This window comes from Paenibacillus sp. OSY-SE, from assembly GCF_000283315.1.
Classification (GTDB): Bacteria; Bacillota; Bacilli; order Paenibacillales; family Paenibacillaceae; genus Paenibacillus_B; species Paenibacillus_B profundus.
In genome coordinates, this window is sequence record NZ_ALKF01000204.1 from 47,440 (window position 1) to 73,027 (window position 25,588).

Here is a 25,588-nt window from a genome sequence, read left to right on the forward strand (position 1 = left end):
CGATGGATGCGCCAACTGTTCAACTGCTGCAAGTGGGCGATCTTGCATTGCTGGCACCCGAGCTTACGCTCGTTATTGCAGCCATACTCATCACGCTCATCGATCTGGTGCTCCCCCGCCGCGTAAATCGAGATCTGATCGGGGGACTGTCGTTACTTGGCGTGCTCGTTTCGCTTGGGTTCGTCTTATGGAAGCTTTATGAGCGTATGCAGCAATCATCAGATGCCGTTCAACTGCTGAATCACAGCTATCGTGTCGATGAATTTGCTTTGCTGCTCAAAATTGTGTTTTTGGTCGGAACTGCATTCATTCTGCTCATGAGCATCGGCAATGTGCGGGATGAAGAAATTCCGCACCGGGGAGAGTACTATTACTTGTTGCTGCCTGCTGCGCTAGGCGGCATGATAATGGCCTCCTCCGGAGATTTGATTACGCTCTATGTCGGACTGGAGCTGCTCAGCATCACATCATACATTTTGGTGGCGATGAAGAAGAGCGACCGGAAGTCGACGGAAGGCGCGTTCAAGTACGCTATCCTCGGCAGCGTGGCATCGGCCTTTATCTTATATGGAATGTCTTTCCTGTACGGCATCACTGGCAGCACTCAGCTTGGAGAAATGGCGCAGGGATTGACGGGGAACTCCGCTTCCTTCGAGGCAATCATTTATGTAAGCTTTATTTTGATGCTTGTGGGCTTCGGCTTTAAAATTGCGGCTGCACCGTTTCATGCGTGGTCTCCAGACGTATATCAGGGAGCTCCGACGCCGGTTACCGCGTTTCTTGCCGTCGTATCCAAAGGAGCGGGTCTGGCCATTCTGTTCCGCGTTTTTTACAGCTTGTTCCTAGGCCTTGGCGGACCAGAAATGGTCATCTACCGTGATTTCTCGATTATGCTGCTGGTCGTTGCGGCGTTGTCGATGATAATTGGTACGACTATGGCACTGCGACAGGCGAACGTGAAGCGGCTGCTTGCTTTGTCTGGAATTGCGAATGCTGGCTTTTTGCTCGTTCCAATTGCATTGAATCCGCTGGGAAATCATTTGCATACATCGAACTTCTCGGAGTTTATGTATTACTTGGTTGCTTACTTATTTATGACGACGGGGGCTTTTGCTGTCCATATGGTAATAGAACGCTCCGCTGGACATGATGAGATGAGCGGGTATGCCGGTCTGTATTACCGCTCCCCGTGGATCGCGGTCGCTATGACGGTGTTCGTACTATCGTTAGCGGGCATTCCGATTACAGCTGGCTTCTTCGGAAAGCTGTACATTATTTTGGGCGCAGTTGCCTCGCAAGCGGTGTGGATTGCCATTCTCATGATGGTGTCAGGCGTCGTGTCCTTCTATTTCTACTTCGGATTTATTCGCCAAATGTATATGCGGGCCGGCAGCGAAGCTCAAGTCCGTGTATCGCTTACGCAAGGCTTCGTCATTGTGATATGCGTGTTGGCCGTTATCTCGCTTGGCGTGTTCCCGAACATGGTGATGAGCGCTATTCAACGGGTCTTCTCCCTCGGGACGGATTTATTAATACGGTAAACATGTTTCCCGCGTAAAAGATTACAGGGAAGTGTATGCAAGGACAACGCTCCAGCAGTGACCTGTAGGACTTCCTAGTCAATCTTATAACGATGTATTTTCTTAAAAGAGACCTGAAATTACTCCATCGGAGGATTTTGGGTCTTTTTGTTTTAGGGTAGGTCTTAGGGCCTAAATTAACGTTTTGTAACAGGAATGGCTGCTTTCATGGCGAACCTTAACTAAGCTGTGACCTGATTGGTCATATGCCAACAAGAAGAAGAGCAAATTAGATTAGAGGTCAGGAAGAACGGCGAATACGTGTTGTATTCTTCAAACTCAACTGGCCTTGATGTACGAATTGGATGGGATTTATGATGAAACGATTGTCTCGTGCCGTCGTATCGACTTTGATCATTGCGCTTACCTTTCTGACGTTAAGCGAGACGATTGCTTCGGTACCGTTGAATCAAACATTGCAGCAAAGGTACAAGACGGAGGAAACAGAACAGCAGGGCATGAGCAGCATGAACGTGACAAAGCGTACAGCCGCTTATTCAACTACGAATGATGAAGCTGAGGCGTGCGCGACCTCCTGGATTGTCAAATGGAAGCAAGGGCAGAAGGATGCAAAACTGCTGCAGAAAAGTGAGATTATAAACGAACAGGCTGCCGTTGATATTGCGGTGCTTAGGCCTGTAGACGAAGCTGAGACGGAAAATTGGTTGCACGATGCGAAGCACTCGCGACAGGTGGAATACATCGAGCCGAACCATACGGTACATTCATTAGCATCTGGGGTAAAACCGAATGATACGCTGTATGCGCAGCAGCATTATTTACGGCAAATCGGGGCGGATACGGCATGGACTCAAGCCAAGAGCAATTCGTCCATTATTATAGCGCTGGTAGATACGGGCATTGATTTCAATCATCCGGATCTCAAGCAAAATATCGTTAAAGGCATCAACCTTCTAGATTCAGGCTTGCCCCAGGATGACAATGGGCACGGCACCAGTGTAGCGGGTGTGGTTGGCGCCGTGGGTAACAACAACAAAGGTACGACCGGTCTGCTCTGGTCAGCTAAGATTATGCCGATTAAAGCGCTCGATTCACGCGGTTACGGCGATGAGGACAAGCTGGGCGCAGGCATATTGTATGCAGTTGACCATGGCGCGAAGGTCGTCGTCATGTCCGTCGGATTGTATCGCTATTCGAAATATATGGAAGACATTGTAAACTATGCAGAGAAAAAAGGCGTCCTGCTCATTGCGGCAACCGGGAATGACGGGGGACGATATCAGGATAAAGTAGCTGTCAAGTATCCAGCCGCTTATCCTACTGTCTTCGCTGTTGGCGGCACTACACCGCAGATGAAGGTGGAGCCGAGGACGAATACCGGTCCGGAAATCGACGTGGTTGCGCCTTGGCACGTGTTCACTACCGCATTGGGCGGCGGATACAAAGCAGAAGAAGGCACATCGATGGCAGCGCCGCAAGCGGCGGGAGTGGCTGCGCTCTTATGGAGCAAATACCCCGAGTTGAAGCCGTATCAGGTTCGCCATCATTTACGCTATACGGCGAAGGACATTGATGGGAAGGGCTGGAACCGTAAAAGCGGCTACGGTTTGCTCCGTGCCGATGATGCATTGACCGTACCGTTTCAGGAAGATGCGTTCGGGACGAACACGGCTCGCAATAAGGCGAGGGTGTTCCCAATCGACACTTCGCTAAGCGCGGTTCTCCGTACAAAGGAAGAGCATTGGTATGTGGTCGATGCGCCATATGACGGTACGTTAAAGCTTCAATTTCAACGTATTCAAGGGTCGGGAAAAGTACATGTTACGTATTTTACAGGTGAGCAGGTTTCTGGGACAACGTACAGTGACGTTGGCAGCAAACAGCCTGCTATTCCGGTGAAACGGGGGAAAAATGTACTGCGTCTGTCGTCCGATGACATCATTGGCAGTGTGGGGTTAACCTATAAACTAGCCTCGCGCTTCATCGTGTATCAAGATCCGTTCGAGCCGAACGACAAGCAGTACCAGGCTTATGCCATTCCGGCTCGAACGCAAGATATCGTTGGCACGTTCAGCCATGCGGGCGACACGGATTGGTACATGATTCAACTGCCGAGCAAAGCAACGCTGCGGTTGAAGGTAAGTACGGATACGGTCCGCATCGATCCGGCGCTTGAAATTAAAGGCTCGCAAATCGATACTCGCTGGATTGATGAGCAGAAGGAAGGGCAGTCCGAAATCGCCCTGCTGGAGGATCTGCCTCCTGGGAAGTATTATATTCAGGTGCAAAATGCAGTAACGGCACGTCCGGAAGCAGTAGCCGGCGAGTATACGCTGCATGTGGATTATATGACTCAGCTTGCTGATCCGAATGAGCCGAACGATAAGATGTACGAGGCGGTTACGGTTAGCGAGGGCACCGAATATAAAGGCGTCTTTCACGAAGAAGATGATGTCGATTGGTTTCAATTTATCGTCAAGAAGCCAGTCTATGCAACGTTCAAGCTGAGCCAGCTGCCTTCGAACCGCATTGTCTCAATGGCGGTTATGTCGAAGGAGCAGAAGCCTCTTGGATCTGGGAGCAACGCTTCGGGGGAAACCGAGGTGGCAACCGGAACAAAGTTGGATCCGGGAACGTATTATATACGCCTGACGACAAACGCGAAGTTTGATACGAAGTATTATCTTCTCTCTGTAAGCACAGAGCCGCTTATCGCCGGATTTCGGGACGTAAAGGGCCACTGGGCGGAGGATTCGATTGTTGAAGCCGTGACGTCCGGATGGATGAATGGATACGGCGACGCGAAGTTCGAACCGCACCGGCATATTTCCAGGGCAGAGGCCGCTTCGGTCATCGCGAACGCCTTCAAGCTGAATCGCGATATCGGGCAGGCTCCTGCGTTTACGGATGTGCCCTCTACACATTGGGCTCATGCTGCGGTTGCCCGGGTAGCCAAAGCAGGCATTACCTCTGGGGTGGGGCCAAAACATTTTGGTCCGAACCGGATGGTGAAGCGGGCCGAGATGGCCGTCATGCTTGGCAAAGCGCTTGGTCTTACACCGGCGAAGGTAACCGAGGCGCCATTTCAGGATGTAGCCGCTACACATTGGGCTGCTCCCATGATTGCTGAAATGAAGCGTCAGGGCCTGATCTCCAACAACCAGGAGGAAGGGTTCGGACCGGAGCGCTTCGCGACACGGGCCGAATTCGTGGCGATGCTCGTCAATGTGCTGAACAGTGAGAAGTAAGGGAGGAATTCGCGTTGGAGGATTCGTTGTCTCAAGTAACTTCATCCGTAGGATGGAGCGGCATGGCGCATATGCTTATTACGCTTGTATGCATTGCTATAGCTTGGTGGTCGCTGCAGCATCTGAAAATAGACTTGTTCATCCGACATCCGCAAAGTCCGCAAGGAAAAATGCTGCATCTTATCCTTGCGATTATTGTGGGCCGTGCGGTTGCCCAGTTTTTTTTAGATTATTGGGGATGGACTCAATCGCTGCGCTTCTTGTTTTGAAACGATTCGGAATGGTTAAGAGGAAAAAGGACAGCGTTCCCTTGCAGGAATGCTGTCAATGATTCGCACAAACAAAGCTACGCCCGACAGAGAATCAGAACTTGTCGAATAACATCGAATAAAGATGTCAACAATGGTAGATAACCCTAAGTAAAATGTGGAAGGGTATGTCGAAAAATATCGCTTGTACCTACTTGTAATACAATGGTATTATGGAGTTTGGGTGAAAAAAAAGCGTGCCATTTTTTACGGATTTATAGATGATGGGGCGAAAAAAAGCGCGGAGGGAAACATGATGAGCAAATTTATCGTCCGCGGAGGCAGACGACTGACGGGCACCGTGCGCGTAAGTGGCGCAAAGAATTCAGTGCTTCCGATCATCGCTGCTTCGTTATTGGGAGAGAAGGGCGCAAGCATCATTTACGATGCTCCTCCACTCGACGATGTCAAGACGATACACCATGTGTTGGAGAAGCTTGGAGCCAACCTTACATATTCCAATGAAACCATTCGTGTTAATTCGGAGAAGCTTCATTCATTCGAAGCTCCTTATGAACTCGTACGCAAGATGCGGGCATCGTTCCTCGTCATGGGTCCATTACTGGCCCGCGCGGGACAGGCGCGTATTTCCTTACCAGGCGGCTGTGCCATTGGAACCCGGCCTATCGATCAGCATTTGAAAGGCTTTGAAGCGATGGGTGCGGAAATCGGACTTGGTCAAGGGTATATTGAAGCGAAAGTAAACGGCCGACTCAAGGGCGCCAAGATTTATTTGGACGTTGCGAGTGTCGGTGCGACTGAAAATATTATGATGGCGGCGACGTTGGCCGAAGGGACAACGACGATCGAGAATGCCGCTCGCGAGCCGGAAATCGTTGACTTGGCGAACTATTTGAACAAGATGGGAGCCAAGGTGCGCGGTGCCGGAACGGGTGTCATTCGCATCGAAGGTGTAGAGCAGTTGCATGGGGCCGAGCATACGGTCATACCGGACCGTGTTGAGGCGGGAACGTATATGGTTGCCGCGGCAATGACGGGCGGCGATGTGTATGTCGAGGGTGCGATTGCAGATCATCTGGGTCCGGTTATTGCTAAGATGGAAGAAATGGGCGTAATTATCGAGCCTGATGAGAACGGCATCCGTGTTCGCACTGATAAGCCGCTCAAAGCTGTAGACGTGAAGACGCTGCCGTATCCGGGCTTTCCGACGGATATGCAGTCACAAATGATGGCGCTTCTGCTTGTTGCGGAGGGGACATCGGTCGTCACGGAGACGGTGTTTGAGAACCGCTTTATGCACGTCGATGAATTTAATTTAATGAATGCCAATATTAAGGTGGAAGGCCGTACGGCCGTAGTGACCGGTAGAGTCAAGCTGGCGGGCGCCAAGGTGTGCGCTACCGACCTGCGTGCAGGCGCTGCACTCATCTGTGCGGGCTTGGTTGCTGAAGGAACGACGGAAGTCAGCGGCGTTCATCATATCGATCGCGGATATGTGAACTTGGCAGAGAAGTTGTCTTCTCTAGGCGCAGACATCTACCGCGTGACGCTGGAGGAGCAGCCGGTTGAGGTGAAGGAAGAGCAGGAAGTGAAGCTCTTTAACGTACAGCCGACTTGGGCGTAAGTTCAGGTTACAGTTTGCGGAACGACCCTCAACGGAGGTTTCGACAGTTGAGAAGCATATATAGTTGAATCAGAAGATGAGGCCGTCCCGGTAAGGGGCGGCTTTATTAATGAGCTTTTCTATGGACAGGAACGTACTGTGCGCTGCACCTTAACCCAGTGCTGATATATTTTCAGAAACTGTGAGCCCTTACAGGGTTCACCCCAGTATGCGCATAGACTAGAATGAGGCGCATTGCTGTTTCTATATGTATGTGCTGGTGCGGATACAACTTAGCCGTTTTGAACGGTTCTGTCCATTACCTATAACTTTATACTTCTCTTTCATTGGAAAACTTACAGTAGAAATTAACTTTTTCGAATAAAATGTTCAATCCACTGGAAAATGTCCAGTGAAATTGAGTCATTCCCGCTGAATTGTTGCTAAAGAGCTGATTCCACTGTACCTAATCCAATACAATACCCCTTTATAGCAATTGGAACTATAAAACGCTGCACAAAATCCAATGGAAACTAATCTTTGATTTATGAGGGCAGCTATGCGTTTCTTCCCTCGGTTCTTATGTCCAATCACCCCTCTGTTCAGGAGTGGCAGCCTTACGAGAAAGTAGCAGTTATTTCAGTAAAGTGTCATTTACCGGAGATTACCTGGCTCTCTCAGTTCTTATACCCAATCTCCCTTTCGTTCAGGAACTACATCCGGTATAGGCTGCCATCTACTCAGAGGCTGCATTGGTTGTATTAAAGAGGTGTTCAACAAGTCCTCTTTTGATCACGAGGCATCCCAGAATGTGATTCGACATCGAATCTTGAATTCACTCTCGAAGAGCTTATGCTTCCGAAGTATGTTTCCTGCGGAAACATCTCAGGTGCTCATGTAGATTTACCTTCACTGCGCTCCTCCTTCTTCGAGTTCTTGCAACCTTCTCGGTGCTGAAAAGTGACCTTTTTGAACACGCACTTAAAGCGAATTTTAACAGATATTATGAGGAGTAACTCATTGCAACAAACGCTTGCTCTAATTCGGGAACTTTTCTGAAAAGGAAAGAATGTTGGGTCATTGTTGCTGATCGGGGCGCAAGGAGGTACATTGGAATAAAGAAAAAAGTAGGAGCGTAACCTGTTTAGATTATTCCATTGTAGATTATTCGATTACCGAGGATTGCAGAGGAATTACTTCGAGTCTCTCACCTGTGCTGGGTTGACTGCATCACCACAGAGAAACGTTTTCTCGTATCCATTGTCCTGATAGTAAGGACGTTGCACCTCAATAAGGAGGCGATGCCATGCTGTATTTCTGGTTTATACTGGGGGCCGTCGTGTTTGTATTGCTGTTAGGCACCATCATTTTCTATAAAAATCGAAAGAAGAGGCAAAAGGTTGTCTCGATGGCGTCCTATGCGAAGAAGAAGCCGGTGTCCGGACAGCCGTGTTCGTATTGCAAAAGGAAAGCAGAGAAGCTTACGTTTTACGCAGGCAATCACGGCTCCGTGGTGGGAGTATGCGCTTCATGCAGAAAGAGGGCGGAGCGGCAAGGGTTGCTGCCTATTTGAATGAAGGGATGTCTCTTAAAGCAGTTTGTGCTTGAACAGGGACATCCTTTTCTATTGATAGGAGCCGTGATGAGCAGAGGATATCCTGTTAGAAGCGCGTGTGTTGGCTGGGTGCACTAGATAGGCCGGATGAGGGCGTACTTTTGACTATTTCCATTTCGCAGCTCTATTGGTTTCCGCGGTTCTTTCTTCTCTTAAAAAAGCATAGGTTAGAAGAAGCAGAGGTTAGACTCGTTCTTTTCGAGAGATGCTAGAAGTACGAGTACGAGTTTCAAAAGGAAACACGTTCGAAACGTGAAAATTAACCTCGAGAAATGGGAGTGTTGCGGGAGAGGAGAGAGAAGCCTATGGCTACGCAGCCGAGACTGCTGCTTGAAGAGGCGCGGCGACTGGCGAGTCGCCTTCGACCGCGCCTAGGGGGGGGCTTCCGGGGGCTTCGGCGTCGAGGGAGACGACGGAGCCGGAGGAGCGCAGCCCGTACCCGGCCGGCGCTAGTGCGCGCCACCGCGTGGGCCGGCGCGCTCACCGTGCTCGCCCTGCTCATGCCGCTGCTGCTGGTGGAAACCCGTCCGCAGCAGCGGGCGGCAAGCCCCGGCAGCGAGCGCACGGCGCCAGTGGCGCCGGATGTGGCGCCGCCCGAGGCCGGGGCGGCAGAGCAGGTGCGCGTATACCTGAGCGGCACGCGCCAGGTAGAGCGCGTCGCGCTGGAGCAATACGTGCGCGGCGTTATCGCGGCAGAAATGCCAAGCGACTTTGAGCTCGAAGCGCTCAAAGCGCAGGCGATTGCCGCCCGCACTTACATCGTGCGCCGCCTGCTGGCGCAGGACGCAAGCGGCGCACCGGAGGGGGCTGACGTCACCGACACCGTCGCCCATCAAGCCTATGTGCCGCTCGCAGAGCTGGAGCGGCGCCCGCAGGACGCGGTGGCGAAGCTGAACCGCGCCGTGAACGAAACAAAAGATATCGTGCTCACTTATAAAGGAGAGCCGATTATGGCCGCTTTCTTCTCGACGAGCAACGGCTATACCGAGAACGCGGAGGATTATTGGACTAATCCCGTTCCGTATTTGAAGAGTGTATCGAGCCCTTGGGATCAAGCGATATCCCCGCGTTATACGGAACAGGTGGAAATGGAAGTGAGCACCGTGCTGGCGAAGCTTGGCCTGTCAGCCAATGCGGTACCGGCTCTATCTCGCTTACTGGACTCTTCGAACGGTACGAACCACACGCCCCCTGAACCTTCAAAGCATGACAGTAAGTTGTCAGCTGCTGCCTTTTCGAAAGATATTCGAATTCTCTCACATACACCGGGCGAACGCGTAGAGCACGTGCGGATTGGAACACATCAGTTTACAGGCCGCGAGATTCGGGAAAAGTTAGATTTGCGCTCCAGCGCTTTTGAATGGAAGATGGAAGGCGACAAAGTTCTCATTACGACCTTCGGATTCGGCCATGGTGTTGGCATGAGCCAATACGGCGCTCAGGGCATGGCGAAAGAAGGCGCATCGGCGGAGAAGATTGTAACTTACTATTACAAAGGAGTTTCGCTCGACAAAGCTTCGAAGTTACTAACTTTAAATCTTAAAAATTAGCAAAACACTACGTATAAAAGTGATAGCCCCGGTAACAATGGTTACTGAGGTGATCACAAATGAGTGAACAAAACCAAAACTCAAAAAACAAATCTACAACTAGTTCATCGGCAACGAGTGCAACGAATACGCCTGAAGCTTCTAAATCGATGCAAGGAGCTCAAGCGGTTCAAACATCCGCGTGGAGAAAGCTGTTGTCGAAGAAATGGGTCTTTCCCGCTTTGTACATGGCCGCAGCAGCAATCATCCTAACGTTAGTGTGGGTCTATCAAGACATGAACCAGCAGCCACTAGACCCAAATAAGGATGCGACGCAGGTAGAACAACAAGTAGATTCCGGTACATTGGCGGAAGGCAAGACGAATGATGAGGCGGTTGAAGTGGTCGCATCCAATGAAACGTTGGGTTGGCCAGTAGCAGATGCGCAAGATGTAGATGTCGTCATGTCTTTCTATGATGACAAAGCTTCCAAAGAGGAGCAAGCAGCTGCTATGGTAGAATACAAGCAGACGTTTACTCCGAACGTAGGTATCGATTTGGCTCGTAAGGATCAGAAAGCGTTTGATGTTCTCGCAGCGATGAGCGGCAAAGTAACTCGCGCCGAGCAAAACCCGAAGACAGGCTTCGTAGTGGAAATCGACCACGGAAACAACTTGAAGACCGTATACCAGAGTCTGGTTGACTTGAAGGTGAAGAAAGGCGACACCGTGAAAAAAGGTGATGCGCTTGCTACAGCCGGACGCAACGAGCTGGAGAAGAACCTGGGCGTTCACGTACACTTCGAGGTGTATGATGACAACAAGCCAGTCAATCCGTCGACGCTGTTGGCCAAAAATTAATAACACCCTGCGTTGGAAGAATCAATCTGACGACGCCAGTGGAAAAGCGGGAGCGCGAGCTTGCCGCTTTTTCTTTATTTTGATGTGTGCTCCGCTTCGAAAGGGGGAAGTTGGACATCCTGCCTAAATTTTTTTTTCAGGTTGAATTATTCGCCTCAGATATTCGCTCCAAGGTTGTCCCCCTTCGGAAGCTATTGCTACATTTTTCCCTAATCCAGCGAGCTTTTTTGGGACAGACAAGCTTTAGCCTCTCCCATCACTCCCTCCTATTTGTCCGCAGAACCTTGACAAATTTAGTGGTTAAGCCAAGCTTGTCAGGATTCGTAACAACGCATAAGTGTCCGCACCCCTCATATAATGTACCAATTAAACCGAGTAGGGGAGGCGGGAACGTGCACGATTACATCAAAGAACGGACCATCAAAATCGGTCGCTGCATCGTCGAGACCAAGCATACGGTTCGCACCATCGCCAAAGAGTTCGGTGTGTCCAAAAGCACGGTACACAAAGATTTAACCGAACGGCTGCCCGAAATTAACCCTGATCTGGCGGACCAGGTGAAGCACATTCTCGAATACCACAAGTCCGTACGACATCTTCGGGGAGGGGAAGCGACCAAGATCAAATATAAGAAGTCGAGTTCGAAAAAACGCGAGGTGATGACCGCAGGAAAGTCCTAGGTAACCCTTCTTGAAGTTGGAACCGCTGCCTATTCGATAAATAACGCCTAAAATCGATTCCGAAATGACAGGTTTTGCCCCTCATTCACATTGAACCTAGCGCTCTAAATATGATATGTTAAACGATGAGTAAATATTTTGCAGGAAACGGTCGCAATTCATCGAAATATATGAAAAAAGAATGTGGAGGCTCTCGAACTTATGTTAAGCAAGGATATCGGAATTGACTTAGGAACGGCGAACGTTCTGATTCATGTCAAAGGGAAAGGGGTCGTATTGGACGAACCGGCGGTCGTGGCGATTGAGAGCGATTTGAAGCGCGTTCTGGCTGTTGGGGAAGATGCCCGCAAGATGGTCGGGCGCACACCGGGCAACATTGTGCCGATCCGCCCATTGCGTGACGGGGTTATTGCAGATTTTGACATTACGGAAGCGATGTTGAAGCATTTTATTAACCGCGTCGGCGGCCGCAAATGGTACTCACATCCGCGTATTCTAATTTGCGCGCCGACGAACATCACCTCAGTGGAGCAGAAGGCGATTCGGGAAGCTGCTGAGCGAAGCGGAGCGAAGGAAGTATATTTAGAAGAAGAACCGAAAGCGGCGGCAATCGGCGCGGGCATGGATATTTTCCAGCCAAGCGGCAATATGGTCGTCGACATCGGCGGCGGAACGACGGACGTGGCGGTATTGTCCATGGGGGATATCGTCACCGCCTCTTCTATTAAAATTGCAGGGGATAAGTTCGATAGCTCCATCATGCGTTATATTAAACAGAAGTACAAACTGTTAATTGGGGAACGCACCTCAGAAGACATTAAGATTAACATCGGTACCGTGCGTCCGGCAGGCGGAGAGCGGGAAATGGACATTCGTGGACGGGACATGGTATCCGGCTTGCCATATACCGTAACGATTACATCCAATGAGATTCGAGAAGCGCTGTGGGACCCGGTATCCTCCATTGTCGTTGCTGCGAAATCGGTGTTGGAACGGACCCCGCCAGAATTGTCGGCGGATATTATCGATCGCGGTGTCATCTTGACGGGCGGCGGCGCGCTGCTTGACGGATTGGACGAGCTGCTTGCTGAGGAACTGAAGGTTCCGGTCCTGATTGCAGAGGATCCGATGCATTGCGTTGTAAAGGGAACCGGCATCATGCTTGATAATTTGGATAGGGTCATAAAGAAAAAGTTTATCTAGTCCGATAATATACATAGTGTAGATTAATGGATCGGGAGGATCGGACATGATTAGAGGGTTATATACGGCTGCTTCCGGCATGATGACGCAGCAGCGCCGTCATGATACGGTAACGAATAACATTGCCAATGCGAATACGCCAGGCTTTAAATCGGTGACGGGCATGTCGCGCTCATTTCCGGAAATGCTGCTTTCGTTGCAGGGCAGCGATAAGGCCTCCGGAAGGGAAATTGGACGGCTGAACACCGGCGTGTTCGCGGAAGAGAGCCGCATGCTGTTTAACCAAGGAGATCTCATGCAGACGAACCAATCTGGCGATTTTGCGCTGCTTGCTGATCTGCAGGTGGCAGGCGTAGCATTTGACGAGTCCGGGAAAGGCCGTGATGCTCAAGGCAACGTCGTATTTAAGCCGGAAGCATTTTTTACGGTTCGGGAAGGCAACGAAGTTCGATATACGCGTGACGGACACTTTCGTGTGAATGCGCAGAATGAGCTGGTTACGGCGGACGGTGCTCAGGTTCTTAACCGGAATAATGCACCCATCGTGCTGGACGGACAAGCCCTTGACGATGTAACGCTGAATGCAGCAGGTCAAATGTATAACACCCGTACTGGTGCTGCAATAGCAGGGGCGGATCTGCTGATTACCCGCATTGACAACCCGAATGATTTGATTCGAACAGGCAACGGACGCTTCCGTCTGCAGAACGGCGGACAGCCGGGCGCACCGGTTGCGTTGGGCCGTGACGTGCAAGTTCAACAGGGATATCTGGAACGTTCCAATGTGGATGCGGCACAGTCCACGATCGACATGATGATGGCGTACCGAGCTTATGAAGCGAATCAAAAAATTGTTCAGTTCTACGATAAATCGTTGGACAAGACTGTAAACGAAGTTGGCCGCGTCTAATGACACTTTAGGAGGAACGACATGAATCAATCGATGATTGCCGCATCCGTGTCGATGAATGGCATCCAACGCAAGCTGGATGTGATTGCGGACAATGTGGCTAATGTCAATACAAAAGGATATAAACGGAAGACAGCAAACTTCGCCGATGTGCTTACAACGGTGCGCCAGCACGATCCAGACTATCGTCTGCCTGGACGGGCAACGCCAATGGGATATACGATAGGCAATGGCTCGCATCTCACGTCGTTGAATCGTGATTTCACCCAAGGTTCTCTCACTCAGACAGGAGTGGATACTGATTTGGCGCTCCAAGGGGACGCGATGTTTGAAATAATGACTCGCGATGGTGCAACAGCTTGGATTCGTGAAGGAGCCTTTCAATATAATATAGACAGAGCAAGCGGTGAGAAAATACTCGTAACCGCGCATGGCGATCAGGTGCTGAATGCCGAAGATTTGGAAATTCGTATCGCACCCGATAGAGAGTTGCAAATCGATGAGAAGGGGCGCATGTTTGCCGTTAAGAACGGTGAAGCGCCTGAAGCGCTGGGCAGCTTGAAGCTTGTTAAGGCAATCAAGCCCGAACAGCTTGTACAGACGGACAACAATTATTATGTATTGCCTCCGAATCTGGACCGCAACACGGCCGTTCAAGTGCTGAATCTGGCCGATGGCGATCGCTCGGACCCGAATCAGCCTGCCATCTATGTTCGACAAGGGATGCTGGAAGAATCGAACGTGTCGCTTATCGATGAGGTGAATGAGTTGATTCAAGCGCAGCGTGCTTATCAACTGTCCGCACGAGCGTTGACTTCAGGGGACGCGATGTGGGGACTGGCGAATAGTCTGCGCGCGTAAATGAAGTAGGTGATAATATGAGTGATACCCGTGATAAAGATAGAAAGCTGCCTGATTTTGAGCCGCTTCAACAGGACATATCGTTGGCGCGTCTGTCACGCTCACGACATAGCGATGAACAATCGGCTGACGAAGATCCTCTTGCTGCGGCCGCTGGCAGCGTGCGTGCTTCAGGAACTTCTGGCAAGCCTGTGCTGGAAGAGCGGCGTAAGGAACGGCGCAAGGAATCCGCACGCACGGACAAAGAGAACAAGAGAGAAGCGAAAGGGCACAAGCCGGCGCGGCGTTCCAAACGCGTCAAATGGCTCGTTCGCCTGGCCATTATTCCGATGTTATGCATCTTGACGCTAGTTGCAGGCATGGTTACCGGATATGTGGTTCTAGGGAAAGGCTCTCTTGGTGAAGCATTAAATCTGAATACGTGGACTCATCTGTTCCAGTTGGTGTTCGCCTGATAACATCCCCACTTCGGTGGGGTTTTTTGTTTGATAGTTCATGGAGGATGAGGTTGCAGGCGCTTCGCATCGTCTTTAGATTTCGTGTTTAGGTTACGGGGCGACAGTTTTATTTTTTATTTGGGCCATGTATAATGAGTTGGAGGAACATTGAAAATGGGGGTTACTGGGGGTTTTAGGGTTGAATTTACCGAATATGCTGACGATGGTTCGATTTCTTCTAATCCCCGTCTATGTGGCTTTGTTCTTCTTCGGTGAGCGGTACGCCGCGTTTGGCATCTGGCTGTTGGCCGGATTGACCGACATTTTGGACGGATATATCGCACGCAAGCACAATATGGTGACGACTGTCGGCATGATGCTGGATCCGTTAGCGGACAAGTTGATGATGTTGACTGTCATGCTGTCTCTGCTCTGGGCAGGAGATTTGCCATGGACGGCTGCTATTGCGATGCTAGTGCGCGATGCAGGGATGATTATTGGATCTGCGCTTTTTCATTTTAAAGGGAAAAAGACGGTGCCTGCAAACTGGATGGGCAAACTAACGACGGTCTTCTATTATATTGCAATATTATTCGTATATTTTCAGTGGCCTTATGCGATCGAGCTGCTGTGGGCCGTCATTATTTTTTCATTCCTGACCTCGTTGATGTACGTCGCCCTGTTCGTCCGCTTGAACCGAAAGATGGAAGCCTGAGCATTGCGCCAAGGGAGACAAAGCGAGAACGACGATAGAGAATAGGCAAAAGGAGCTTCCCGTCCAGCGCCTCGCCGCTTGGGAAGCTCCTTATCTCAACCTTCACGCCTGCAGTCATGAAGGATGCTCTTAGTGTTGGCGCATCGGTACTATTTTATTCAAATTAGAGAAAAATTAAGAGGAAATTAGAAGAAAGGAGAATGAACTATGCTGAATATCGAACAAATTCAAGAGATTATTCCACATCGCTATCCGTTTCTTCTTGTCGACCGCATTATTGAAGTAGAGGAGGGCAAGCGGGCTGTCGGGATCAAAAATGTAACGATGAACGAGCCTCATTTCGCTGGCCATTTCCCGGGATACCCGGTGATGCCAGGTGTGCTAATCGTTGAAGCCCTTGCTCAAGTTGGAGCGGTTGCCATTTTGAAGATGGAGCAGAACCAAGGGAGACTTGCCTTCTTCGCGGGTATCGACAACTTCCGTTTCCGCGGACAAGTTGTGCCAGGAGACACGTTGACGTTATCTGTAGAAATTACGCGTCTTAAAGGAAGCATCGGCAAAGGACAGGCCGTTGCGAAAGTTGGCGAACAAGTCGTTGCCGAAGGCGAATTGATGTTTGCGTTATCAGATCGCAAATAGATTGCCATTCATTGTGAACAGGTATGCAAAGAAAAGACCTCGTTCGGTTATTCTAAAGGATACGACGTCAGCAAAGAGGAAGATTGCCTTATAGGTGATTCGTTCTTTTGTGGAATAACGGGGGAGGTCTATGCGCCGTCGATGTCGAAAAGACTCGGAAGCGCTCGAAGAACATGCCATTGCGTATGGCATTCGTATTGGTTTAAGGAGGGAAACAATTGCTTCAACAGTTGGAAAATTGGAACCGGCGCATGAAGAAGTGGCTGTGGCTGCTTGTCATCGTTGGGTTAGTTGCTGCCACGCCTGTCGTGGTTCAGCGTGTGCAAACCGAACATACGGCCAATCAAGTCGAGATGGTGTTCAACTATCGCGATTTAGTGGACATTTCCGCCTACAAGCCGAATCCGGCAGCGTTCATTGACGAACAATTGGAACGGTTGAAAGAGGCTGGCGTGCAGTCTATGGCCATGTTCGAAAGTACGCTGACGGAATTGAAATCTTCTCGTCGCGTGATGCTGTACAATTCCCAGGATGCCGCGATGCTGCAAGGCAAGCTCCTTACTGGGGATGAGAACTATACATATCTGTTATTCACGTCCACTTCCAATGAAGAGCGGTTATCACCGATAATTGAGAAGACGTTCATGAATTTGGGTATTCAGGTTCGCCTATGGCAATTCGATGGGAAGAACGGCTTAATCTTGGAGACGCCGATTGAGAATGCGGTGATAAAGATGATGCCGCAGGATCCTGTCGCGGTAGAACAGCTGGTAGCGAAGGGCTTCCATATCGTCCCGCGCCTGTCCGACTCGTCGGAATACAATCAGGCGGAGATGGACGAGTTGCTGCGTGGTTATGCAGCGATTGGCGTCAAACGAATCGTATTCGACGGCGAATCCGTCAAAGGATTCAATGACGACGCAGAGAAGAAGAGCCTGACCGCCTTTGCCGAGCTGTTGAACAAATATGATATCGGCTTTGCTGCAATTGAAGGGTTGAAAGCTCCGCAGAAAGGGATGAATAAGCTCGCTTATTTGACCAAATACAATGTGGCGCGCTTGCATTCCATCAATGGTCAGGAGTCGTTCAATGAACCGGAAGTGCTGGCGGACCGGTTTACACTTGCAACGAAGGACCGCAACATCCGCATGATTTACTTGAACGCGTCGGTCAAAAAAGCAACGACCAAAGCGGAAATCGTGCACTCTATCGACAACATTCTCCACACGCTGAAGGAGCCAGGCAAAGCCATTGCTTCCATTGAAGCGAACGGCTTCACGATGGGACAAGCGGTGCCGTTTGATATTGTCGACTCTTCATGGCAACGCTATGCGAAGATGGTTGTTGTTGTGGGCGGGGTTGCGCTTATTGCGCTGATGATCTCTTTCTTTGTGCCGTATATTATGCTTCCGGTGTTCCTTATCGGTCTTGTCGGAAGTGCAGGTTTATTTGTCCTGAAGCCGACATTTTTCGAGCAAGCGCTGGCGCTCGGCGTATCGATTAGCGGGCCGACGATTGCGATGATATTGGCCGTTCGCCGGGTTGATCTGAATCCTCCAGTCACAGCGTTCGGCGCTCGATTTAACAAATCAATCGCGCTGTTTGTACGGACGACGGTACTATCACTTATATCTGTGCCATTAGTGATTGCATTGTTGAACAATATTACGTACAGCTTGGTGCTGAACCAATTCCGCGGAGTCAGTCTGCTGCACTTCGTGCCGCTAGCGCTTACTGCACTGTACGTATTCTTATACCGTGGCGATTCCGTATTCAAGGAAGCGGGCCGTTGGTTGAAAATGCCGATTACCGTGTTATGGGTTGTTGCCTTGGGAGTCGTTGGTGTTGTCGGGATGTACTATCTGTCCCGCACAGGCAACGCCGGCAACGTATCATCTTTTGAATTGTCGTTCCGATCGCTGCTGGAAAATACATTCGGCGTTCGCCCGCGGAACAAAGAGTTTTTGATGGCGCACCCGTTATTTATCGTCGCGGCATTTGTCGCTTTCCGTTATCGGTTCGCCGTATTTGCGTTCATCGTGGCTGCGATGGGGCAGCTGTCCATGGTAGATACGTTTGCTCATATCCATACGCCTGTCGTCATTTCGGCTATTCGGACGCTGCTCGGTCTCGGCCTTGGACTGGTCATTGGAATTATCGGCATCTTCGTATGGACTATCATTGAAAGGTGTTGGGATGCATGGCGTCCGAAGTTACAAGGATAGCTTTATCCGGCTATTACGGATTCAATAACAGCGGGGATGAGGCAGTGCTCCTGTCCATCCTCACCGCGTTGGAGCGTGCGGGAGAGCAAGCCGGCATGAAGCTTGAGCCGATTGTGCTCTCTGGCGATCCGGCCACCACCACCCGGTTGTATGGGGTGCGCGCGGTTCACCGTATGAAGCCAGGCGATCTGCTGGGGGCGATTCGCAGCTGTGACGGCTTGATTAGCGGTGGCGGCAGCTTGCTCCAAGATGCGACGAGCTCGAAGACGATTCCGTATTATTTGGCGGTGCTGAAGCTGGCACAATGGTTCCGCAAGCCAACTTTTATTTATGCGCAAGGCGTCGGCCCTGTTCAGCGGGAATCGTTCTATCCTTATATCCGCCATGTGTTTAACCGCAGCGCATATATCTCGGTACGCGATAACGAGTCGGCCGAGTTGTTGACTCGAATGGGTCTGCAGAGGGAGCGCATGCACGTAGTTCCGGACCCGGTCATGGGGCTTCGCCTTCCCGAGGCGGAATCTGGTGATGCTTCCGCTCATGCTATGCTGCCTGTTGGTGCGGCACAAGGATTTGATGAAGCCGGGCGTCCGTATGTCGGCGTATCGCTTCGCTTCTGGAATGAGGACCGTACGGATATGACAGCTATCGCGGATATGTTGAAGCGGGTTTGCCGCGCTCAAACGGTTCATCTGCGGTTTCTGCCATTCCATGGACAGGCGGATGAAGAAGCTTCACGCTTCGTGATGGAGAGCTTAAAGGACGAGGTAAAGCTATGGAATGGCGATATGTCTGGCGCTAGCGACGAGAATACGGTCGAAGGTGACATGGGGGACGAAGTTCATTCTTACGCATCTGCTATAACTGATTCATCCGTAATGAGCCTATGTCCGGCTCTCGAGCACCCGCAAGCGATGCTGCGTGAAGTAAGTCAATGCCGCGTGCTTGTCGGCATGCGTCTGCATTCGCTCATTTATGCCGCGTCACAGGAAATTCCGATGCTGGGTATATCGTATGACCCAAAGATCGACCAATTTCTTCATCGGCTTAATCTGACAGCAATCGGCTCCACAGCCAGATTAGATGCTTCTGCGGCAGCCGATGCGATATTGCATTCACTCGAAAATGTGGAAGCATGGCGAACTGCGCATCATCAGGCCATTTCCGCATTGAAGCAAGAGGCGGAACAACCCGCGCAACAGGTTGCAGCATGGCTGCGTCATAAGAAATAAGGTGGTAGCGACATGAAAAAAGTGGTGGATGTGCCGACCGTCTCTATATACGGCATCCCTTTTTCCAAATTAAATATGCGCGACACGGTTCAAATGTTAACCGATTCAATAGATAGCGGACAGCAATCGCTGCAGGTCATTACAGCGAATCCCATTATGGTCATGGCTGCGTTGGAGAATGATAAGTTCATGAGCATTATGAAGCAAGCCGATTTGATCGTGCCGGATGGAACGGGCGTAGTCTGGGCCGCTAATTACGTAGGCAATCCGGTGGCTGAACGCGTGACGGGGTTTGACATGCTGCATGAATTAATGAAGTTCGGAGAAGGCCGTCGCTGGAAAGTATTTTTGCTTGGGGCTGCGCCCGAAGTGGTTCAAGCCGCAGCGGAACGGTTACATCAACAATATCCGGCTGTCGAGATTGTCGGAGCTCGCGACGGTTTCTTCGGTGAAGCGGAGGATGAGGATGTCGTCCGTCAGGTTCAGGAAGCGAACCCGCATATATTGTTCGTCGCACGCGGGGCGGACACGCAGGAGCCTTGGATTGCGAAATATCGCCATCAGCTTCGAGTTCCCCTCATGATGGGCGTGGGCGGAAGCTTTGATATCCTGTCAGGCAGAACAAAGCGCGCTCCTAAATGGACGCAGAAGCTGCGCATCGAATGGTTGTACCGTTTGGTGACGGAGCCTAAGCGTTTTAAACGAATGCTGGTCCTGCCGATATTTGCATGGAAAGTGATGCGGGATAAAGAAAAGGTGACAAAAGCCCATTGAAATGTCGTCCAATCTTTCATTTTCGTAAGAATCCTTATCGATACAGCGTTGGTGTTTCCATTATGAACGGAGTATAATTCAATCCGGTAACATAAATGGGGGTTGAGAACAACCGATGATAACCGTATATGTAGTAGGTGGATTGATAGCATTGCTGTTGGCCACCGGATTAACGCCGTTAGTTAAGAAGTTTGCGATTAAGGTCGGAGCGGTTGACGTTCCGAATGCGCGTAAAGTCCATACACGCATTATGCCGCGAATGGGCGGGCTTGGCATTTATGCGGCCTTTGTTTTGACGCTGCTTGCACTTATGCCATTTATTCCTGACACCTTGTTCGGTTCTGCACGTGATGGCAATCTGGTTAAAGCATTGCTCGCCGGGGGTTCGATCATCGTACTCGTGGGGGCGTTGGACGATCGCTTTGAATTATCGGCTAAGGTGAAGCTGGTCGGTCAGATTATCGCTGCATGTGTGGTCGTGTTCGGATTTGATTTAACTGTGAACTTCGTAAATGTGCCTTTTGGTGATAAATATTGGTCAATTGAATCGTGGATTGCGATTCCGTTGACGATTTTCTGGATTGTCGGTGTGACGAACGCCATCAATTTGATTGACGGACTCGACGGATTGGCGGCTGGGGTATCCGGTATCTCGATTGCGACGATTATGGTCATGGCCGTCTTTATGGGAAATCCGGCTGTCATTCTACTTTGTGCAATTCTGCTTGGCAGCATTGTCGGATTTCTATTCTTTAACTTTCATCCGGCTAAAATTTTTATGGGTGATACGGGCTCGCTATTTTTGGGCTTCAGCTTGGCGGTATTGTCCATGCTCGGCTTCAAGCAAATTGCGATCGTCTCATTCATAACGCCGCTTCTTATTATCGGCGTGCCTTTATCGGACACCTTCTTCGCGATCATCCGCCGTTGGTTGCAGAAGAAGCCGATTTTCGCTCCAGACAAGGGGCATTTGCATCATTGTCTGCGCGAGTTAGGATTCAGCCACCGGAAGACGGTGCTTATCATTTACGGCATTGCCGCATTTTTCGGGATGCTTGCCATTATCCAATCGTTCGCGGCATCGCATGATGCGAATTGGGTCACCTTCGTCGTCATCTGCATCCTGCTCATCTCACTGCAGCTTGGAGCTGAAGTCATCGGTATCGTCAGCAAGACGAAGCGTCCGATGCTCAATATGCTTCATCGCCTGCGCGTGAAGGCGCATGCGGATTCACGCACGAAGTAACACAAAACTTTTATATGAAGCTTGTTCTCCTAATGTGAGAGCAAGCTTTTTTTTGTTTCCATTATTGACGTATCTCTTAAATTTGGGCAGCTCGAAGCCGATAACATGTCTATATGATTATATTGGGTTGAATAAGGCATAATGGAGGCGATACAATGCGTGCGTGGTTAAAACCCCTTTGCATGTTGCTGGTCGTTGCCTTGATGTCCACGGGAATACCGCTGGGTATCGTAAAGGCGGCAGACGATCAAGAGGGAGCAAGATATTTTCACTTTTCTAATCTGAGCACAGTAAAGGATCATCCAACTCAGGTAAACACGGAAAATATTGAAGTGAAAGGTACGTTTAATGGAGTATCTTCAAGCTCGATTGGTTACAAAGTTGAATTAGAAGTGGACGGAAAGGTTGTTCATACAACGTATGGAACGGATGTAAAGCCGACTATTACAGGCAATTCATTCGTATTCCGCGCGGTTCCTTTGCGGACGGGATTAAACATTGTGACGGTTACGGGGCTGGGGCCGAACGGTAATACAGTTGAAGCCAGCGCTTTCGTTGAATTCAGCAACGTGCCGGCCATTTCCGATATTAAGCTGTCAGACGGACGTGCTCTGGAATCGGGCGCGCCGCTCATTGTGAAGAGCGATACGGCAGGTCTGTCCTTGAAGGCGCCAAATGCCTCTGAAGTATCTGTAAATGGCCGCCAGATGTTCAATGGTGGTGCAGGTGTCTTCGTCTCATCTGGCATTAAGCTTCAACCAGGCTTGAATGATATTATCATTGTGGCGACGAACGGCAACTTGACCTACACGATTACGCGTCAGGTAATTTCGTTCAACGGCATTTTGACAGGCTTTGATACCTTCATCGGGGACAAAGCGATTGATCATACGTCGAATCACTATGTGACGGGTCCGGTGGGCGGTGTCGTTAAAGGAAAGTTTATCGTCCCTAAGTCGCAGCAAAGTACAACGCCGAACGATCCGACAATGGAAATCCTCGTAACGAAAGAGGGGGATCCTAATCCTCTGCTTGATGAAAAAAGCGGTACGACGATTACAAAAGTTGACGAGAGCTCGTCCTATATCATTTATGAATATATAACAGATGGCTCGGTCAACACCTCTGCAACGGGCAAACATTCGCTCAAGCTGACGGTTACGTTTGACGGCAAGACGAATGTATTCAACAATTTCTTCATTATAAGAGACAGCAGCGCCGCGGAAATCGTGGACGTGAAGCAGTTGTTCAATCCGCAAGAAAGCGGAGGCGGAGTGACGTTCGGAGCAGAAGCAACGTTCGCACAAAATAGCACAATCTTTGAAATGCCGCTCTATTTGAAGCTGCAGCTGAACAATTTTAGCAGTCAATCGATTACGATAACGGATTGGCAGAACGGCAATGAAGTTAAAAACCCTACCTTCCAGGCTGTGACTGGATTGACGACCATCAACAGCGAGCCGGTTATCCGCATCGATGCTTTGCCTGCTGGCGATCAGACTTTTAAAATTGATGTGGGTGGCGAAGTATACGAAATCAAGGTGAACTACGCGCCAGGTCCTTACATTAAGTTGACCAACGTGTTCGACGGCAAAACGTTCGATAATGCGAAGGGACTCCCGAACATTCAAGGGCGTCTAGTTAACTTCAACCTTCAAAACACGTCTGAAATGGATCAAACGTATATTACCTTTAATGGAAAGAAAGAGAAGTTGTCAGGCATCAATGCAGGTAATGGGGAGTTTGACCATCCGTTGGGTGGCGACCTTGTTGCGGGACCGAACAAGATTACGATTGATGGGGTGGCTAACGGAGTTCCGATTAGTTACACCATTACGATTTTCTTCTTTTCGAAGGATGTCCCTGCGATTGTGAAGATCTATCCGGTGCCAGAAGCGACGGATCCGACCAATCCGAACAAGGAAGACACGGAACAGAAGTTCAAATTAACAAAAGATTTCCAATATGTAACAAAAGAACGCACTGCTGATGTATGGCTTGAAGTGCAAAATGCGACGGGCATGAACATCTATATCGACGGGAAGCTCTTAACGACGCTCGAAGAGAAGGATTTCATCAATGGCAGTCCGAATACGAAGCCTTCTATCATGTTTAAAGAGCAAAACGTTACAACAGGCTCCTATCTGTTCTTAATGCATGGATTGGAATTACCGAAGTCAGGTAAGAAGAACGTGACGATTGAGGCACGCAAAGGCGTTACTACTGCACGTCAGACGTTAGAGATTACACGCGAGCAGAATACGTTTGAATTGCTGTCGCCGAAGCTTCCGGAAGAAAGCGTCGTGAATCAGAACTTCCTGAAGGTAAGTATTCGTGCGGAAGGCGCGGATAAGGTGCTTATCGGGAAGCAAGAGCTGGTCAAAGGCGAGGAAGATATTTTCCGTGGCGAAGTGACGTTGAAGAACGGTAAAAACACGATTAAATTTACGGTCATGCAGGGAAAACAAAAAATTAATGGCAACTTTGAAGTGAATTATGCCAATGCGGCGCTCCCTGGCGCTCAATACAAGACGTCCATCGGCAAGAACGGGAAGCTGTCCGTATTTGGAGGCAATTTGGTGCTGCAGCTGCCTAAAGGCACGATGCTGCGCGACATGAACCCGCGCCCGGGACAAACACCGAAGGAAATACAATTGTTCGATAAGCAAAGCTTGCTGTTCGGTATTTCTGATCCGGATGATGGCAGAACGATCACTCGCGAGAACCAAGTCGGTGTCCGTAAGCCGATAATCGGTGGAAGTGATGAGTTCCTGGATGGTGTCATGAGACGAATCGATCCAGATGAGTTTGCACGCAGCGTGCTGTTGCCTAAATCTCATTTTGGACTTGGTTCCCAATTGTATTGGATTGACGCAGGATACTTCAACTCAGAAGACAGCGTCCTGAATCAGGACTTTAAGCTGGCTAGCGCGACACATCCTTATGATGAAGCGAAAAAATTCTATGAGCGTGGAGACCGGATGTGGCTCGAGCCGACGCATCGTGGAACAATTACTTTGAAGTATGACCCTAACATTGTAAATGAGCAAGCTCGCAATGTAGGCATCTGGCGCTGGAACAACACGAATAAGCTGTGGGAGAATGTTGGCGGCAAGCTGGATACGAAGAAAAAGACAATTACCGCGCCGTTTGACGGATTCGGATATTACGGAGTATTCAGTGTGCGATTCAGCTATGACGACATCATTTCGCACCGTTACGCTCGTCCGAGCTTGGAGCTCATGCTCTCGCGCGGCTTTATGAAAGCGAAGAATTTGAACGAATTCGGCGTGTATGACAATATTACGCGTGGTGAATTCGCAACGATGCTCGTGAAGATGCTGAACATTCCGCTGGATTACGATGCGGACAACCTGACGTTCGATGACGTATTGAACTATGAAATACCAGATTTGCTGTGGGATTATCGCTATATTGAGACTGCAGCCCGCAAAGGGATAGTTCGCGGACTGGCGCCGCGCTTGTTCATGCCGAACGGTGAGTTGACAAGACAAGAGGCTGCAGCCATGATTGCCCGTGCGATGAACTTGAAGCTTGGCGAGACTGAGAAGGAACAGGCGAAGATGCAGAAGTCATTCACAGATGCCAACACGATTGATTACTATAGTATAAGTCCTGTATCTGCGGTATCGAAGGCAGGCATTATTGCCGGCATTCCGAATGAACTGCAGGAAGGTCAGAAGAAACCGACCTATCGTTTCGATCCGAGATCACCTCTGACGAGAGCGGATGCGGCTGTGATGGGTGAGCGTATTCTTACCAAATTAAAAAAATAATCAAAAATCGTTGATTTGCTTGTTTTACTTTTGTATGGTGCGGGTATTGAAGAGAAGAGCCGATCTGTGACTCGGCTCTTCTTCACATGCCGCCTGCTCATTCCCAATACTGAGAGGGGATGTATGAAATCCATAATGGTGGATTTACTGTAACGGGCTGGTAAACATTAGTGCGTGACGGAATACAGCAGGGAAGCTATACTA

At 49.9% G+C, this 25,588-nt stretch carries 19 protein-coding genes; all 19 read left to right on the top strand.

The features are described from left to right. Window positions 1–2: 2 nt before the first annotated feature. Window positions 3–1,541: an NADH-quinone oxidoreductase subunit N gene (locus tag A372_RS0130175; RefSeq protein ID WP_019424677.1), complete on the top strand. Its 1,539-nt coding sequence runs from the start codon at window positions 3–5 to the stop codon at window positions 1,539–1,541. 353 nt (window positions 1,542–1,894) lie between these two features. Next, complete coding sequence (locus A372_RS0130180) at window positions 1,895–4,789, top strand: S8 family serine peptidase (RefSeq protein ID WP_019424678.1); 2,895 nt, start codon at window positions 1,895–1,897, stop codon at window positions 4,787–4,789. 14 nt (window positions 4,790–4,803) lie between these two features. Beyond that, a complete protein-coding gene (locus A372_RS0130185; protein ID WP_019424679.1) occupies window positions 4,804–5,058 on the top strand; it encodes a DUF1146 family protein in 255 nt (84 codons plus the stop codon). 295 nt (window positions 5,059–5,353) lie between these two features. Next, window positions 5,354–6,682 (top strand): UDP-N-acetylglucosamine 1-carboxyvinyltransferase, encoded by a 1,329-nt coding sequence (gene murA, locus A372_RS0130190; RefSeq protein ID WP_192813650.1) that lies wholly within the window; start codon window positions 5,354–5,356, stop codon window positions 6,680–6,682. A 1,285-nt stretch (window positions 6,683–7,967) separates the two neighbouring features. Further along, window positions 7,968–8,234 (top strand): hypothetical protein, encoded by a 267-nt coding sequence (locus A372_RS35080; protein ID WP_019424681.1) that lies wholly within the window; start codon window positions 7,968–7,970, stop codon window positions 8,232–8,234. Between the two features lie 347 nt (window positions 8,235–8,581). Next, window positions 8,582–9,826, top strand: coding sequence for a SpoIID/LytB domain-containing protein (locus A372_RS0130200; protein WP_026011384.1), 1,245 nt, complete (start codon window positions 8,582–8,584; stop codon window positions 9,824–9,826). Window positions 9,827–9,885: 59 nt separating this feature from the next. Continuing rightward, window positions 9,886–10,665, top strand: coding sequence for a M23 family metallopeptidase (locus tag A372_RS0130205; RefSeq protein WP_026011385.1), 780 nt, complete (start codon window positions 9,886–9,888; stop codon window positions 10,663–10,665). Between the two features lie 392 nt (window positions 10,666–11,057). Further along, a complete protein-coding gene (gene spoIIID, locus A372_RS0130210; RefSeq protein WP_006674820.1) occupies window positions 11,058–11,345 on the top strand; it encodes a sporulation transcriptional regulator SpoIIID in 288 nt (95 codons plus the stop codon). 201 nt (window positions 11,346–11,546) lie between these two features. Then, the gene (locus tag A372_RS0130215; protein ID WP_019424684.1) at window positions 11,547–12,548 is read left to right on the top strand and encodes a rod shape-determining protein; all 1,002 of its coding nucleotides are present in this window, start codon (window positions 11,547–11,549) and stop codon (window positions 12,546–12,548) included. Window positions 12,549–12,594: 46 nt separating this feature from the next. Continuing rightward, the gene (locus A372_RS0130220; protein WP_019424685.1) at window positions 12,595–13,458 is read left to right on the top strand and encodes a flagellar hook-basal body protein; all 864 of its coding nucleotides are present in this window, start codon (window positions 12,595–12,597) and stop codon (window positions 13,456–13,458) included. A 21-nt stretch (window positions 13,459–13,479) separates the two neighbouring features. Further along, on the top strand, window positions 13,480–14,319 hold the full coding sequence (locus A372_RS0130225) for a flagellar hook-basal body protein (RefSeq protein ID WP_019424686.1): 840 nt from the start codon (window positions 13,480–13,482) through the stop codon (window positions 14,317–14,319). 17 nt (window positions 14,320–14,336) lie between these two features. Then, window positions 14,337–14,774 (top strand): DNA-directed RNA polymerase subunit beta, encoded by a 438-nt coding sequence (locus tag A372_RS0130230; protein ID WP_019424687.1) that lies wholly within the window; start codon window positions 14,337–14,339, stop codon window positions 14,772–14,774. Between the two features lie 181 nt (window positions 14,775–14,955). Beyond that, window positions 14,956–15,471 carry a CDP-alcohol phosphatidyltransferase family protein gene (locus tag A372_RS0130235; RefSeq protein WP_019424688.1) on the top strand — a complete coding sequence of 172 codons (516 nt, stop codon included), beginning with the start codon at window positions 14,956–14,958 and terminating at the stop codon, window positions 15,469–15,471. 207 nt (window positions 15,472–15,678) lie between these two features. Further along, entirely contained in the window at window positions 15,679–16,110 is a 432-nt protein-coding gene (gene fabZ, locus A372_RS0130240; RefSeq protein WP_019424689.1) for a 3-hydroxyacyl-ACP dehydratase FabZ, read from the top strand. Between the two features lie 218 nt (window positions 16,111–16,328). Continuing rightward, complete coding sequence (locus tag A372_RS0130245) at window positions 16,329–18,335, top strand: DUF5693 family protein (RefSeq protein WP_019424690.1); 2,007 nt, start codon at window positions 16,329–16,331, stop codon at window positions 18,333–18,335. Beyond that, window positions 18,311–19,567: a polysaccharide pyruvyl transferase family protein gene (locus A372_RS0130250; protein WP_019424691.1), complete on the top strand. Its 1,257-nt coding sequence runs from the start codon at window positions 18,311–18,313 to the stop codon at window positions 19,565–19,567. Before A372_RS0130245 ends, A372_RS0130250 begins: the two co-directional genes overlap by 25 nt. Before the next feature lie 12 nt (window positions 19,568–19,579). Beyond that, window positions 19,580–20,341 (top strand): WecB/TagA/CpsF family glycosyltransferase, encoded by a 762-nt coding sequence (locus tag A372_RS0130255; RefSeq protein WP_019424692.1) that lies wholly within the window; start codon window positions 19,580–19,582, stop codon window positions 20,339–20,341. A 115-nt stretch (window positions 20,342–20,456) separates the two neighbouring features. After that, window positions 20,457–21,587, top strand: coding sequence for a glycosyltransferase family 4 protein (locus A372_RS0130260; RefSeq protein WP_019424693.1), 1,131 nt, complete (start codon window positions 20,457–20,459; stop codon window positions 21,585–21,587). A 155-nt stretch (window positions 21,588–21,742) separates the two neighbouring features. After that, window positions 21,743–25,384: an S-layer homology domain-containing protein gene (locus A372_RS0130265; RefSeq protein ID WP_026011386.1), complete on the top strand. Its 3,642-nt coding sequence runs from the start codon at window positions 21,743–21,745 to the stop codon at window positions 25,382–25,384. Window positions 25,385–25,588 lie beyond the last annotated feature (204 nt).

Excerpts from the sequence above, each read along its gene's own strand:
- A372_RS0130200 (WP_026011384.1), top strand. The coding sequence starts at position 8,582 with ATGGCTACGCAGCCGAGACTGCTGCTTGAAGAGGCGCGGCGACTGGCG.
- A372_RS35080 (WP_019424681.1), top strand. The coding sequence starts at position 7,968 with ATGCTGTATTTCTGGTTTATACTGGGGGCCGTCGTGTTTGTATTGCTG.
- A372_RS0130250 (WP_019424691.1), top strand. The coding sequence starts at position 18,311 with ATGGCGTCCGAAGTTACAAGGATAGCTTTATCCGGCTATTACGGATTC.
- A372_RS0130175 (WP_019424677.1), top strand. The coding sequence starts at position 3 with ATGGATGCGCCAACTGTTCAACTGCTGCAAGTGGGCGATCTTGCATTG.
- A372_RS0130260 (WP_019424693.1), top strand. The coding sequence starts at position 20,457 with ATGATAACCGTATATGTAGTAGGTGGATTGATAGCATTGCTGTTGGCC.
- A372_RS0130205 (WP_026011385.1), top strand. The coding sequence starts at position 9,886 with ATGAGTGAACAAAACCAAAACTCAAAAAACAAATCTACAACTAGTTCA.
- A372_RS0130265 (WP_026011386.1), top strand. The coding sequence starts at position 21,743 with ATGCGTGCGTGGTTAAAACCCCTTTGCATGTTGCTGGTCGTTGCCTTG.
- A372_RS0130255 (WP_019424692.1), top strand. The coding sequence starts at position 19,580 with ATGAAAAAAGTGGTGGATGTGCCGACCGTCTCTATATACGGCATCCCT.
- A372_RS0130225 (WP_019424686.1), top strand. The coding sequence starts at position 13,480 with ATGAATCAATCGATGATTGCCGCATCCGTGTCGATGAATGGCATCCAA.
- A372_RS0130220 (WP_019424685.1), top strand. The coding sequence starts at position 12,595 with ATGATTAGAGGGTTATATACGGCTGCTTCCGGCATGATGACGCAGCAG.
- murA (WP_192813650.1), top strand. The coding sequence starts at position 5,354 with ATGAGCAAATTTATCGTCCGCGGAGGCAGACGACTGACGGGCACCGTG.
- fabZ (WP_019424689.1), top strand. The coding sequence starts at position 15,679 with ATGCTGAATATCGAACAAATTCAAGAGATTATTCCACATCGCTATCCG.
- A372_RS0130230 (WP_019424687.1), top strand. The coding sequence starts at position 14,337 with ATGAGTGATACCCGTGATAAAGATAGAAAGCTGCCTGATTTTGAGCCG.
- A372_RS0130180 (WP_019424678.1), top strand. The coding sequence starts at position 1,895 with ATGATGAAACGATTGTCTCGTGCCGTCGTATCGACTTTGATCATTGCG.
- A372_RS0130215 (WP_019424684.1), top strand. The coding sequence starts at position 11,547 with ATGTTAAGCAAGGATATCGGAATTGACTTAGGAACGGCGAACGTTCTG.